The sequence below is a fragment of the Streptomyces sp. ATLC9 genome, assembly GCF_057196705.1.
The window spans coordinates 1-12640 of the sequence record NZ_JBXUOY010000039.1 but is presented as its reverse complement, the minus strand read 5'-3'; the positions used below and the strand labels follow the sequence as shown (position 1 = coordinate 12640).

The following is a 12640-nucleotide window of genomic DNA, read 5'->3' as shown; positions in this document are numbered from 1 at the left end:
ACCGCGGGCGTCCCGGTCGTCCGCCCGCGGTCCCATCCTTCCGGGTCCGTCTCAGGTACTACACGCCCGGGTACCGGGCGCCCGTCCGGCGTACCGCGCCAGTTCCTCCGCCAGCAGCGCGAAGGCCGCCGTGCCCGGGGTGACGGGCGCGTAGTGGCCGGTGCCGGGCAGCTCGACGAGCCGGACGGCGGAACGGCCGGCGGCGTAGCGGCGGGACAGCTCGACGGGCACGTCCGCGTCCTCGGCACCGTGCAGCAGTACCACGGGAGCCGCCCCCGGGTCCGGCGGCGGCAGCAGCGCCGGGTCGGACTCGGGCAGCCGGGCCGCGAGGTGTTCCTCGCCGCCCAGCAGCTCGGCCACCGCGCCGCCGCTCAGACCCAGCTCGTGGGCGCGGGCGAGGTCGGCCACCGGGGCCGCGGCCACCACCGGGCACCGCGCCAGACCCCGGGAGGCCGCCCACAGCGCGAGGTGACCGCCCGCCGAGTGCCCGGCCAGCGCCCGCGGCTCCCCCACTCCGCGCAGGTGGTCCAGGGCGGCGCGGACGTCCTCGAAGGTGCCCGGCCGGCCGCCGCCCCCGCCGACGCGCCGGTACTCCACCAGCGCCACCCGCAGCCCGTACCCGCCGGCCAGCGCGGCGGCGAGCGGGGACAGATGGACGCGGTCGTACGCCTCCCGCCAGAAACCGCCGTGCAGAACGGCCACCAGGGGCCCGCCGGACGGGCCGTACAGGTCGATCACCTGCGAGGGGTGGGTGCCGTAGCGCTCGGTGGCGGACGGCGCCACCGGGGCCAGGCCCAGCAGCGCCGCCTCCTCCGCCTCGCCCACGGACACCGTCTCAGGCATCGTGCTCCGCCAGCACCTCGCCGAGGACGCGGGCGGCCAGCTCGGCGTCGGCGAAGGACGTGTACAGCGGGGTGAAGCCGAAACGCAGCACGTCCGGGCGGCGGAAGTCGCCCACCACGCCGCGCGCGACCAGCTCCGCCATCACCGCCTCGGCGTCCGCGCAGCGCAGCGCGATCTGGCTGCCGCGCCGGGCGTGCTCGGCCGGGGTCACCGACTCCACGCGCCCCTCGGGCGCGTAAGCCTCCACACAGCGCAGGAAGAAGTCCGTCAGGGCCAGGCTCTTGGCGCGCACGGCCGCCACGTCCACCCCGTCCCAGACCTTCAGCGCCTCCTCCAGCGCCAGCATGGACAGGATGTCCGGCGTCCCGACCCGGCCGCGCGGCGCGCCGTCGGCGGGCTCGTACTCGTGGCTCATGCCGAACGGGTCGGTGTGCGAGTTCCAGCCGGGCAGCGGGGAGTCGAAGCGCGGCTGGAGACCGCTGCGGACGTAGAGGTACGCCGGGGCGCCGGGCCCGCCGTTGAGGTACTTGTAGGTGCAGCCGACGGCCAGGTCCACGCCGTGCTCGTCCAGTCCGACCGGGAGGGCGCCGGCGCTGTGGCACAGGTCCCACACCGTGTATGCCCCCGCCTCGTGGGCGGCGGCGGTGACGCCGGGCAGGTCGTGGAGCTCGCCGGTGCGGTAGTCGACGTGGTTGACCAGCACGGCGGCGGTGCGCGGACCCACCGAGCCGGGGATGCCCCCGGCCGGGATCGCGCGGACCGCGGCACCGGTCAGCCGGGCGGCGGAGGCGGCGATGTAGCCGTCGGTGGGGAAGGTGGTGGCGTCCACCAGGAGGTCGGTGCGGGCCGGGTTGTCCTCGCGGGCCATCCGGATCGCGGCGACCACCGCCTTGAGGACGTTGACGCTGGTGGAGTCGCCCGCCACGATCTGGCCGGGCGCGGCGCCGACGATCGGGGAGATCAGGTCGCCGACCCGCTCGGGCGCGGTCCACCAGCCGGACTCGGTCCAGGAGCGGATCCGCAGCCGCCCCCACTCGCGCTCCACCACGTCGGCGACGCGGGCGGGCACCGAGCGGGGCAGCGCGCCCAGGGAGTTGCCGTCGAGGTAGACGACCCGCTCGCCCCTCTCGTCCTCCAGGACGAAGGCGTCGCGCCGGCCGGCCAGGGCGTCGGCGGCGTCGAGCCTGGCCGCCTCCTCGCGCAGGGCGGTGTTTCCCACGGCGTTCTCGGTTGCGTCAGACATGACTGCGGGCCGTCCAGAGCTCGGGGAAGACGTTCTTGCGGGCGCGCTTCTCCAGCCAGGCCACACCCGCGGAGCCGCCGGTGCCCTGCTTGGAACCCATCGCACGGCGGGTGGCCACCAGATGGTCGTTGCGCCAGCGCCAGACCTGCTCGGCCACCTCGGTCAGCGCCTCGCCCAGGCGCAGCAGCTCGCTGCCGGGGTCGCCGGAGTAGATCCGCGCCCAGACCCGCTCGACCGCCGGGTGCGGCTCGTACCGCTGCGAGACGTCCCGGCCGGTGACCTCCTCGGGGATGTCCTCGCCGCGGCGGGCGAGATGGCGCAGCACCTCGTCGTACAGGCTCGGCTCGTGCAGGGCCTTCTCCAGCTCGTCGTGGACGCGCGGCGCACCGCGGTGCGGGACGAGCATGGACGCCGACTTCTCCCCGAGCATGAACTCCATGCGCCGGTACATCGCGGACTGGAAGCCGGAGCCCTCGCCGAGGGCTCCGCGGTAGGCGTTGAACTGCGCCGGGGTGAGGTGGGCCAGTGGCTCCCAGGAGGCGTTGAGCGAGAGCATCTCGTACACCGAGCGCTTGAGCGCCTCCTGCGCGGTGCGCGGGTCGTCCGCGCGCAGCGCCTGGGAGGCGACCGTCCACTCGTGGACGATGACGGTGAACCACAGCTCCATCACCTGTGTGGTCACCAGGAAGGACATCTCTCCGGGGTCCTCGGAGAGGAGGTGCTGGAGGTGGGTGAGGACGTCCGCCTTGACGTAGTCCTCGTAGGGGGTGGTGCCCGCGAAGTCGAGGTTCGGGTTCTCCGAACCGTTCTCGGCTCCGGCACCGGCGCCGGTCCCCGTCCCGGACTGTGCTCCGGCCTGCTGTGAGGTCTCCGGCTGCTCCGGCTGCTCTGGCTGCTCTGACGGCATGGCTGTTTCTCTGTTCTCCTCGCGCGCTCGCCCGGGGTCGCCGGGCCTTCCCCGCAGATCATCGGTTCGGGGCCCGGCGACGGCAAGGGCCGGTCGGGAGAGCCGTCAGGAAAGTGTCGCCGCCGCGGTGGGCGAGCTCTCCTTCAGGAAGGTGGTGCAGCGCTCGTACTCCTCCTGCTCGCCGATGGCCTGGGCGGCGCGGGCGAGGGCGTGCAGGGCGCGCAGGAAGCCGCGGTTCGGCTCGTGCTCGAACGGGACCGGGCCGTGCCCCTTCCAGCCGCTGCGGCGCAGGGCGTCCAGGCCGCGGTGGTAGCCGGTGCGGGCGTACGCGTACGACTCGACCGTGCGTCCGGCCGTGAAGGCGTCGTCCGCGAGCTGCGCCCAGGCCAGGGAGGAGGTCGGGTGCTTCGCCGCGACCTCGGCGGGCGAGGTACCCGAGGCGAGCAGCTCGCGCGGCTCGGGATCGTCGGGAAGGTGGGTCGGGGGCGGTCCCCCGAGCAGGTTCTCGTGAATGGCCATGGCCCCAGTCTGCACGCTCGCCGCCGGTGTGCGGAGAGCGGCGTGCGGAGGGGCGGGGGCCGTATGCGGCGAGCCCGGTATCCGGCGACGGGTGCCGGGTACCGGGCTCGCGTCCGTCCGCGTCACCGCCCGGGCCTGGGCGGCCGGGCAGGGGACGTACGGGGCGCGGGTGCTACTTCATGCGGGTGCCGGTGGAGCGCAGGTCGGCGCACGCCTTGGCGACGCGCTCGGCCATGCTCTTCTCGGCCGACTTGCCCCAGCTGCGCGGGTCGTAGGTCTTCTTGTCGCCGACCTCGCCGTCCACCTTCAGCACACCGTCGTAGTTGCGGAACATGTGGTCCGCGATGGGGCGGGTGAACGCGTACTGGGTGTCGGTGTCGAGGTTCATCTTCACCACGCCGTTGTCCAGCGCGGTGGCGATCTCCTGCTCGGTGGAGCCGGAGCCGCCGTGGAAGACGAAGTCGAACGGGCTCTGCTTGCCGAACTTGGCTGCCACGCCCTCCTGGAGGTCCTTCAGCAGCTCGGGGCGGAGCACGACGTTGCCCGGCTTGTAGACGCCGTGGACGTTGCCGAAGGAGGCTGCCAGCAGGTAGCGGCCCTTCTCGCCCAGGCCCAGGGCCTCGGCGGTGCGGATGGCGTCGTCGACCGTGGTGTACAGCTCGTCGTTGATCTCGTGGCTGACCCCGTCCTCCTCACCGCCGGTCGGGGTGATCTCGACCTCGAGGATGATCTTCGCGGCAGCGGCGGCGGCCAGCAGTTCCCGGGCGATCTCCAGGTTGTCGGTCAGGGTCTCGGCCGAGCCGTCCCACATGTGGGACTGGAACAGCGGGCTCATTCCCGCCTCGACGCGCTTGCGGGAGAGCTCCAGCAGCGGGCGTACGTATCCGTCCAGCTTGCCCTTGGGGCAGTGGTCGGTGTGCAGCGCGATGCTGACCGGGTACTTCTCGGCGACGATGTGCGCGAACTCGGCCAGTGCGACCGCACCGGTCACCATGTCCTTGCTGTACTGGCCGCCCAGGAACTCGGCGCCACCGGTGGAGATCTGGATGATGCCGTCGCTCTCCGCCTCGGCGAAACCGCGCAGCGCGGCGTGCAGCGTCTGCGTCGAGGTCACGTTGATGGCGGGGTAGGCGAACCTGCCTGCCTTCGCCCTGTCGAGCATCTCGTTGTAGACCTCGGGGGTTGCGATGGGCATCTGTCCGCTCCTTGATGGTGTGCGAAGCTCTACGGCTCTGGTGTGGTCAACGGATCGACGTCATCGTCGTCCCCATCCTCCCAGACGTGTGGGATTGCTCCACCCCCGCGTCCGGGGGCGGGACGGGAGCCCGGGAGGCGCCCCGCACCGCCGACCGGGCCACAGAGAGTCACCGTTTCACGTGAAACGGTGACTCTCACGGGTCTCTCCGGTCACCCTGCGAGGTTTGCGCAAGGCCGGAGCCACCGCCGGAACCGGGCCGGTTCCGGCGGCGGGCGGAACAGGGTCAGGACAGGTCCAGGTCCTCCAGCCCGTACGCCTGGTAGTACGGCAGCCCCGCCTTCTCGATCGCCGGGGCAGCGCCGCGCTCGACGATGACCGCCACGCCCACGACCTCCGCGCCGGCCTCCCGCAGCGCCTCGACCGCCGTGAGGACCGAGCCGCCCGTGGTGGAGGTGTCCTCGACCGCCAGCACCCGGCGGCCCGCCACGTCCGGTCCCTCGATCCGGCGCTGGAGGCCATGGGCCTTGCCCGCCTTGCGGACGACGAACGCGTCCAGCTTCCGGCCGCGCGCGGCCGCGGCGTGCAGCATCGCGGTGGCCACCGGGTCCGCGCCGAGGGTCAGGCCGCCCACCGCGTCGTACTCGATGTCGGCGGTCAGATCGAGCAGCACCTGCCCGACCAGCGGAGCCGCCTCGGCGTCCAGGGTGATCCGGCGGAGGTCGACGTAGCAGTCGGCCTCCTTGCCGGAGGAGAGGGTCACCCTGCCGTGGACCACGGCCTTGTCCTTGATCTGCTGCAGAAGCTTCTCGCGCGCGTCGCTCATGCCGATGAGCCTAAGCCAGCCCCGCGCCGCTCCCCGCGCGCCGGTCCTGCTCCGGCCCTACGCCGGCCTGCGCCACGACCAGACCGTGGAGACCTCCAGCGGGTCGATGGGCGTGACCAGGCGCGGATGGGAGTTGAGCCCGTCGGGCGGGCCGGTCTGCGGCTCCACGCAGACCGCCTCGGGCTGCTCGTCGTAGACGACCACCCACTCGGCGCGGCTGGTGACCCGCAACTCCAGCTCGCCCGGCCAGGTCAGCGTCACGTCCACCCCCTCCGGCATGCCGAAGCAGTCGTCCCAGGGGCCCGGCCGCGGCTCGGTGCGGCGGCCGGTGGGGATGTGGTCCTCACCGCGCTCCTCCTGCCAGGCGGGGGCGAAGTCCAGCTCCACGTCCTGCCCGCCCCGCCCGAGGTTGCGCAGGAACCAGGGGTGCCAGCCGGCCTGTGCCGGGAAGGAGTCCCCGGCCGTCTCCACACCCAGGGTGAGGGTGAGCCCGTCGCCGTCCTCGGCCAGCTCAACCATCTGGGTCACCCGGCCCGGCCAGGGCCAGGGGTCGGTGAGGTCGCGGTGGAAGGACGCGGCCCGCCCGTCGCTGCGGACGGTGTGCCAGGGGGCGGCGCGCACGGTGCCGTGGATGGCGTGCTCCCCAACGGTCACGGGGAGCTGGTACCGCTCGCCGCCGTTGAGGAACCGCCCCTGCCGGGTCCGTCCGCACCAGGGCACCATCACGAACGCGCCGTACCGCTCGCCCTGCCTCAGCACCTCCGTGCCGTCGATGCGCAGGGAGGAGATCCGGCAGCCGCGCGCCGGGTCGACAGTCACCTCGGTGCCACCGGCTCGCAGACGGACTCCGCTGTCTGTGTCTTGGGCGTCATGGAGAGTCACATCCATGACCTTAACCGCGACGGCCTGCGGCAACCGCGATCTTCAGCGCCGTCGCCGCAGCACGCGGCCCACCACGACCGCCGAGGCCACCGCCAGCGCCGCCGCCGGAGCGGCCCAGCGCAGCACCGCCGCGGCCGGGGAGACCTCCTCCGGCGGCGGCACGGGGGCGTAGCGGCCGCGCGGCGGGGCGTGGTCGACCTCCTCGGCACTGCGTCCGATCATCGTCCGGCGGGCGTGGGCCGCCTCGGCGGCGGACCGCGACTCCTCGTCCAGTTCGTCGACGAGGTCGTCACCCAGGCCGCCGTCGAGCACCTCATCACCGAGTGACGCGTCGCCGAAGCCGTCCTCGCTCGACGGGTCGAGCGAGGACGGCGGAACCTCGGCGTCGAAGACCCCCCGGATCCGGTCCCCTTCGTCCGGAGCGCCCGGGCGCTCCGGGGCACCGGGCTCCTCCGGTTTCCCCGCTCCCTCGGCGTCTCCGGCGCCCCTGCCGTTCCTGGCGCTCCCGCTGTTCCTGGCGTCCGCCGAATCGGGCGTCTCGGGCGCGGGGATGCCCGGAATCACGGGCTCGTTGTCATCGGGCTCGCCGATCCCGCCGGGTGTGGTGACGGTACCGGCGGCGTCCACCGGGGAGACCGGGTCGGCCGCCATGCGGGCGGCCAGTTCACCGCCGAAACGGTCCAGCAGCCGACGGCCGGCGGCGTACCGCTGCTTCTCCTCGAAGTCCGTGATCCGACCCCCGCCGCGCAGCTCCCCGGTGCAGACCAGCACGGTGCCCTCGCCGTCGTCGGCCGGGCGCGGCACGATCGCCAGATCCAGCTCCACCGAGCCGTCGCCCCGGGCCTCGGCGCCCTCGCCGCGGACCGTGCAGGCACCGTCCCCGCCGCATGTCAGGCGCAGGCTGCCGCGGTACGTGATGCTGGAGCCGCCGATACGCACCCGCAGCCGCCCCCGGACGATCGCGCCGTCCCCGGCGCCGGACGCCTGTGAGGTCCCGGCCTCCGGGGTTCCGGACTCCAGGGCCTCGGGCTGGAGCCCCGGCACACAGCGCACCACGCGCTCCGGCTCGGCGAGCGCCGCCCGCACGGCCGCGGCAGTGAACGGAACGTACACCTCATGCTCCATGAGGCGGAGCCTACCCAGTACCTCCCCCGCCAGTGCCCGCTCCGTACGCACATCGGCACGTCGCGCTCCTCCGCCGCCGCGCCCGCGGCCCGCCCTCCTCCCCGGCCCGCCCCGGTCCCGCCTCAGTCCTGGTAGCGGGGACGCATCAGGGTGGAGGGTCGCAGGCCGACGATACGATTCTGCTCCGCACGAGCCTTGGCACGGCGCAGATCCGCCGCTTCGAAGGCGCGCGGGGCCGGACCGCCCGGCCCGAGGGTGAGCGGCGGCGGGGCGCCGTGTGCCGCCAGCACGAAGCCCCAGTCCCCGGACCGGCCCCGACCACCCGGGGCCGCGCCGTCGCGCCGCCGCGAGCGGTCGGGGCCGGCGGTGGGGCCGGACAGCCGCCCGTCCACCACGTAGGGGGCGGTGCGCAGACCCACGGCCCGCAGTGTGGTCTCCACCGTCCAGTACGTGCGGGGGCGTCCCCCGGCCGGCCCCGCGTGCACCGCCAGCCGCCCCCGCTCCGACAGCGCCCGCGCGGCCAGACCGAAGAACTCCTGCGAGTACAGCCGGGAGCTGTCCGAGATACCGGGGTCGGGCAGATCGGAGACGATCACGTCGTACGGCGGCCGGCCGGAGTCCGGCCAGGAGCGCAGCCACTCGAAGGCGTCCCCCGTCTCCACCCGCACCCGCGGATCGTCCAGCGAACGGCGGTTGAGGCGGCCGAGCACCTGATCGGCGCGGGCCAGTTCCACGACGCCGGGGTCGAGCTCCACCACCGTCGCCGACTCCACCCCCCGGTGGCGCAGCACCTCGCGCAGGGCCAGTCCGTCGCCGCCGCCCAGGACCAGCACCCTGCCGCGCGGGCCGGCCGCCAGCACGGGGTGGACCAGCGCCTCGTGGTAGCGCCGCTCGTCCCCGCCGCACACCCGCAGCCGGCCGTCGAGGAACATCCCGAAACCGGCCGGCTCGCTCCCGCCGGCGTGCCGGACGCCCTCGGTGAGGACGATCTCCTGGACGGCGGTGTTCCGCACCGTCCGCACCTCGCCGCCGTACACCGCCCGGCGTGCGGCCTTCTCGAAGGAGTCGACGACGGCGACACCGGTGATCAGCAGCGCCACCACCAGTGCGTTGACGGTCAGCAGGCCCCGGCGCGAGCGGGGTGACAGGTCGCCGCGGAACAGCCACAGCACCAGGACGCCGCCCGCGACGGCGTTCACCGTCCCGACCACCAGGGCCCCCGGGAGCCCGCCCGCCAGCGGAAGGAGCAGGAAGGGGAAGGCGAGGCCGCCGACGAGGGCGCCCACGTAGTCCGCGGCGAACAGGTCGGCGACCGCTCCGCCCGCGTCCTGTGCCCGGATCCGCTGGATGAGGGTCATCAGCAGTGGCATCTCGGCGCCGATGAGCACCCCGATGACCAGTGAGAAGCCGATCAGCACCGCCATCGAGCCGCCGACCCAGGCGAAGTAGGCGTACAGCGCCATCGCCGAGCCTCCGCCGACCAGGGCCAGCAGTGCCTCGACGATGCCGAACCCGGCCGCGGCGCGGGTGCGCAGCCGTTTGGCGAGCAGCGAGCCCAGGCCCATGGCGAAGACCATCACCGACAGCACGACGGAGGTGTGGGTGACGGAGTCGCCCGCCAGGTAGGAGCCGAGGGCGACGAGTTCGAGCTCGTAGACGAGACCGCAGGCGGCGCAGACGAAGACTGCGGCGAGGACGAGGAACCGTCCGACCCCGGCCGGTACGGGCAGCCGCACCGGCTCCTGGGTCGGCACCTGCGGCGCGGCCCGGCTCGGGGCCGGCGGCGGCTCCTCCTCCGGCGGCGCGGGCCCCGGCGCTCCCGCCGGCACGGAAGCGGACGTTTCGGTCATGTCGGGAACGCTACGGGACGTCTCTCGCGAGTCCTGTCACCCACACAGGTGCAATGACTCGCACGGATGTACGCGCCGACACTCCCGCCCCCGTGCGCGCTCTGTACGGGCTGAACCGGGCTCACACACCCGCCCGTTCCGGCTCCCTGACGCGCACCCCCACTCTGGTGTGGGTCACCACGAGCCGCCGCTCCTGCGGGTAGGCGTGCCAGGTCCGCCAGTGTGTCTGGTCGCCGCGACGGTGGACCAGCAGTGCGGTGAAGGCGTTCGGGCTGCCGGGGAAGGTGCCGGCCAGCCCGTGCGGGTGGTCCGCGACGAGTGCGAGCAACTCCTGCGCCCGGCCCGCGAAGGAGCCGCCCGAGAGCGTCTCGACACGTGCCGCGAAGGCGTACTCCCAGTCGTCCGTCCGTTTCGACACCCCCAGCGGCAGCGGTGTCCTGCTGCCGGGGATGCACGCCACGGTCTCCGAACAGAAGATGCCACCCTCGTCCGCGAGCAGCACCTGGTGCGAAGCGCCGAGCAGTCTCAGCTGGACCGTCGTTCCATGGAACTCGATGTCCAGCTTCGCCAGGGCGGGCATGGGGTCGCGCCCGAGCGCCCAGGCGAGGTCACCGGCGCGGGTGTCGGTGTACGGGGTCTTGAGATCGGTGAGCATGGGTCGGCTCCGCAACGCAGTGAGGGCGGGCCGGCTCAGCCCCCTGGAACATGGCCCCGAAGGGGGACAGGGATGCTGCCTGCCGCCGGCTCGCGCCCACGTGAAGTCCGGGTACATCATTCACGGAATCACGGAATGTGCGGCTCCTACAGGCTTTTTGCTCACCTTCGACTGTTTCCCATACCAGCGGGGGCCTAGCAGGTCAGATGTTCTCCCCACCGAACTGCAACCGCCGTACGGGTGAATAGCGTCAGCCGCCTCCACATCCCCCGCACCCGCCACCACCACCGCCACACCCGCCACCGTGCGGACTGCCGCCGGCGCCGAGCCACGCCCCCGACTCCCGTCCGCCGGTGCTCCGCCGGGTGCGGCGGCTCCCTCCCGTGGCCTTGCCGACCGCCACCGCGGCCAGCACCAGGACCAGAACCACGCAGACGATGACGAAAGCCGTCACGGCGTCCCCCTTGTAACCCCTTGTGCCCCCGTGCCCGCACATCCCCCGTACAGGCCTGATGTCACGATTCCCCCGCGCCGCCCGCGTCAAAGCCGGGTTGAGGAGGTCCAGAGCTTCGGGCCGGTCAGTCCCCGCCCCCTCCGCCGCACCCGCCGCCCGAGTCGCCCGAGCCCCCGTCCGAACCACCGTCCGCCCACCAGCCGGTGTCACCGCCGCCGGACGAACCGCCCCGGCGGTCCCCGGCCGCCCGGCGCCGGCTCCGCAGGGCCGGAACGGCCACCGCCAGGACCAGCAGCACCATGAGAACGGCGAGACCGCCGGCCAACCACTCCACCACGACACCCCTCTCCCGCGCCCCCACCGGGGCCGCCGTCACGACATCCGCAGCAAAGCACGGGCGGAAGGAGTTGAGGAAGCCGGGTGCCGGGCGGAGGATGACCGCCATGACCTCCACCGGACGACCACTGCTCAACCGCCGCCTGGCCGGGTTCGGCACGACGGTCTTCGCCGAGATGTCGGCGCTGGCCGTCCGGACCGGATCGATCAACCTGGGCCAGGGCTTTCCCGACACCGACGGACCCGAACAGGTCCGCGAGGCCGCCGTCCGCGCCCTGCGGGAAGGCCGCGGCAACCAGTACCCGCCCGGCCCGGGCGTCCCGGAACTGCGCGCCGCGATCGCCGGCCACCAGCGGCGCTTTTACGGCCTGGAGTACGACCCCGGCACCGAGGTCCTGGTCACCGCCGGGGCCACCGAGGCGATCGCCGCCGCCCTGCTGGCCCTGCTGGAGCCGGGCGACGAGGTGATCGCGCTGGAGCCCTACTACGACTCCTACGCGGCCTGCGTCGCCATGGCCGGCGGCACCCGCGTCCCCGTCACCCTGCGGCCCTCCCCGGAACCCGGACCGGCGTACCGCCTGGACCTGGACGAGCTGCGCGACGCCGTCACCGGCCGCACCCGGCTGATCCTGCTGAACACCCCGCACAACCCCACCGGCACCGTCCTCACCCGCGAGGAGCTGACGGCGATCGCCGCTCTGGCGGTGGAGCGGGATCTGCTGGTGGTCACCGACGAGGTCTACGAGCACCTGGTCTTCGACGGCGAGCACATCCCCGTCGCCTCCCTGCCGGGGATGCGCGAGCGCACCGTCTCCATCTCCTCCGCCGGCAAGACCTTCTCCTTCACCGGCTGGAAGGTCGGCTGGGTGACGGGCACGCCGGAGCTGGTCTCGGCGGTGCGCTCGGCCAAGCAGTACCTGACCTATGTCTCGGCCGGCCCCTTCCAGTACGCGGTCGCCGAGGCGCTCGCCCTGCCGGACTCGTACTACACCGGGTTGCGCGAGGACCTGCGCGCCAAGCGGGACCTGCTCGCGGACGGCCTGGCCAGGGCGGGCTTCGAGGTCTTCCGCCCCGCCGGCACGTACTTCGTCACCACCGACATCCGCCCCCTGGGCGAGAACGACGGTGTGGCCTTCTGCCGCGCCCTGCCCGGGCGCTGCGGCGTCGTCGCCGTGCCCAACGCGGTCTTCTACGACCACGCGGAGCAGGGCGCGCACTTCGTCCGCTTCGCGTTCTGCAAACGCGAGGAGGTGCTGCGGGAGGCGGTGGGGCGCCTGGGCACTCTGGGCCCGGGCGCGGCCCCGGACCCGGACCGCGCCCGGGCCGCATCCTGATGGCCGAGGCGCTGATCTTCGCGGCGGTCCTCGGCCTGCTCGTCACCGTCATGAACTGCGTGCGGTACGCGGACCCGGACCACCACCCCGTCCGGCTGTACAGGACCTGGCAGTGGGCGCTGGGGGCCACGCTCTGCTACTGCGCGGCCCTGCTGTGCTACGGATGGGGCGCGTTCTCCGGATTCACGAGGGTGGGCAAGGTCTGCGCCGCGGATGCGGGCAAGCCGCCGACCGCACGCCCGGACTCGATCTCGCAGGACGTGTTCCCACTGTCCACGGTCTGCCGCTGGGAGGACGGTACGGAGGTCGACATCGTGCCGCCGTTCGTCAATCCCGTGGTGCTCGCCCTGACGGCGGGGGCCGTCACCTTGGAGCGGAAGACGTACTGGTCGCGGATGGTGACGGCGCCCGCGTTCTCCATCGCGCCCGCGTTGAACTCGGGGACGAAGAGCTGGTCGTACTTGGCGAAGG

General features: G+C 73.5%; 13 protein-coding genes and 1 pseudogene. 1 reads left to right on the top strand and 13 read right to left on the bottom strand.

What is annotated here, in order from left to right; translation table 11 throughout:
- Positions 1-51: 51 nt before the first annotated feature.
- The 12 genes from AC2CJA_RS06950 to AC2CJA_RS06895 form a co-directional block, all read right to left on the bottom strand.
- Positions 52-843: an alpha/beta hydrolase family protein gene (locus AC2CJA_RS06950; RefSeq protein WP_484601778.1), complete on the bottom strand. Its 792-nt coding sequence runs from the start codon at positions 841-843 to the stop codon at positions 52-54.
- A complete protein-coding gene (gene kynU, locus AC2CJA_RS06945; protein WP_484601777.1) occupies positions 836-2086 on the bottom strand; it encodes a kynureninase in 1251 nt (416 codons plus the stop codon). The genes AC2CJA_RS06950 and kynU overlap by 8 nt, the downstream gene beginning before the upstream one ends.
- Positions 2079-2993, bottom strand: a complete 915-nt coding sequence (locus AC2CJA_RS06940; RefSeq protein ID WP_484601776.1) for a tryptophan 2,3-dioxygenase family protein — start codon at positions 2991-2993, stop codon at positions 2079-2081. The genes kynU and AC2CJA_RS06940 overlap by 8 nt, the downstream gene beginning before the upstream one ends.
- Before the next feature lie 105 nt (positions 2994-3098).
- A complete protein-coding gene (locus AC2CJA_RS06935; protein WP_101255478.1) occupies positions 3099-3512 on the bottom strand; it encodes a DUF3151 domain-containing protein in 414 nt (137 codons plus the stop codon).
- Positions 3513-3684: 172 nt separating this feature from the next.
- The gene (gene fbaA / locus AC2CJA_RS06930; protein WP_484601775.1) at positions 3685-4707 is read right to left on the bottom strand and encodes a class II fructose-bisphosphate aldolase; all 1023 of its coding nucleotides are present in this window, start codon (positions 4705-4707) and stop codon (positions 3685-3687) included.
- Between the two features lie 286 nt (positions 4708-4993).
- Entirely contained in the window at positions 4994-5533 is a 540-nt protein-coding gene (gene pyrE / locus AC2CJA_RS06925) for an orotate phosphoribosyltransferase (RefSeq protein ID WP_484601774.1), read from the bottom strand.
- A gap of 57 nt (positions 5534-5590) precedes the next feature.
- The gene (locus AC2CJA_RS06920; protein WP_484601773.1) at positions 5591-6421 is read right to left on the bottom strand and encodes an aldose epimerase family protein; all 831 of its coding nucleotides are present in this window, start codon (positions 6419-6421) and stop codon (positions 5591-5593) included.
- Positions 6422-6457: 36 nt separating this feature from the next.
- On the bottom strand, positions 6458-7540 hold the full coding sequence (locus AC2CJA_RS06915; protein ID WP_484601772.1) for an SRPBCC family protein: 1083 nt from the start codon (positions 7538-7540) through the stop codon (positions 6458-6460).
- A 122-nt stretch (positions 7541-7662) separates the two neighbouring features.
- Entirely contained in the window at positions 7663-9390 is a 1728-nt protein-coding gene (locus AC2CJA_RS06910; protein ID WP_484601771.1) for a polyamine aminopropyltransferase, read from the bottom strand.
- A gap of 121 nt (positions 9391-9511) precedes the next feature.
- A complete protein-coding gene (locus AC2CJA_RS06905) occupies positions 9512-10045 on the bottom strand; it encodes a DUF2617 family protein (RefSeq protein ID WP_484601770.1) in 534 nt (177 codons plus the stop codon).
- A gap of 250 nt (positions 10046-10295) precedes the next feature.
- Positions 10296-10499 (bottom strand): hypothetical protein, encoded by a 204-nt coding sequence (locus tag AC2CJA_RS06900; protein WP_484601769.1) that lies wholly within the window; start codon positions 10497-10499, stop codon positions 10296-10298.
- A gap of 124 nt (positions 10500-10623) precedes the next feature.
- Complete coding sequence (locus AC2CJA_RS06895; protein ID WP_484601768.1) at positions 10624-10944, bottom strand: hypothetical protein; 321 nt, start codon at positions 10942-10944, stop codon at positions 10624-10626.
- On the opposite strand from AC2CJA_RS06895, the gene AC2CJA_RS06890 reads away from it, so the two are divergent.
- Complete coding sequence (locus AC2CJA_RS06890; RefSeq protein WP_484601767.1) at positions 10934-12169, top strand: pyridoxal phosphate-dependent aminotransferase; 1236 nt, start codon at positions 10934-10936, stop codon at positions 12167-12169. The two genes, AC2CJA_RS06895 and AC2CJA_RS06890, sit on opposite strands and share 11 nt — an antisense overlap.
- Positions 12170-12506: 337 nt before the next feature.
- Here the strand turns inward: AC2CJA_RS06890 and AC2CJA_RS06885 are convergent.
- A pseudogene (locus AC2CJA_RS06885) lies at positions 12507-12640 on the bottom strand (M1 family aminopeptidase); the annotation flags it as partial.

Excerpts from the sequence above, each read along its gene's own strand:
- fbaA (WP_484601775.1), bottom strand. The coding sequence starts at position 4,707 with ATGCCCATCGCAACCCCCGAGGTCTACAACGAGATGCTCGACAGGGCG.
- AC2CJA_RS06915 (WP_484601772.1), bottom strand. The coding sequence starts at position 7,540 with ATGGAGCATGAGGTGTACGTTCCGTTCACTGCCGCGGCCGTGCGGGCG.
- AC2CJA_RS06940 (WP_484601776.1), bottom strand. The coding sequence starts at position 2,993 with ATGCCGTCAGAGCAGCCAGAGCAGCCGGAGCAGCCGGAGACCTCACAG.
- AC2CJA_RS06895 (WP_484601768.1), bottom strand. The coding sequence starts at position 10,944 with ATGGCGGTCATCCTCCGCCCGGCACCCGGCTTCCTCAACTCCTTCCGC.
- AC2CJA_RS06905 (WP_484601770.1), bottom strand. The coding sequence starts at position 10,045 with ATGCTCACCGATCTCAAGACCCCGTACACCGACACCCGCGCCGGTGAC.
- AC2CJA_RS06950 (WP_484601778.1), bottom strand. The coding sequence starts at position 843 with ATGCCTGAGACGGTGTCCGTGGGCGAGGCGGAGGAGGCGGCGCTGCTG.
- pyrE (WP_484601774.1), bottom strand. The coding sequence starts at position 5,533 with ATGAGCGACGCGCGCGAGAAGCTTCTGCAGCAGATCAAGGACAAGGCC.
- AC2CJA_RS06910 (WP_484601771.1), bottom strand. The coding sequence starts at position 9,390 with ATGACCGAAACGTCCGCTTCCGTGCCGGCGGGAGCGCCGGGGCCCGCG.
- kynU (WP_484601777.1), bottom strand. The coding sequence starts at position 2,086 with ATGTCTGACGCAACCGAGAACGCCGTGGGAAACACCGCCCTGCGCGAG.
- AC2CJA_RS06920 (WP_484601773.1), bottom strand. The coding sequence starts at position 6,421 with ATGGATGTGACTCTCCATGACGCCCAAGACACAGACAGCGGAGTCCGT.
- AC2CJA_RS06890 (WP_484601767.1), top strand. The coding sequence starts at position 10,934 with ATGACCGCCATGACCTCCACCGGACGACCACTGCTCAACCGCCGCCTG.
- AC2CJA_RS06935 (WP_101255478.1), bottom strand. The coding sequence starts at position 3,512 with ATGGCCATTCACGAGAACCTGCTCGGGGGACCGCCCCCGACCCACCTT.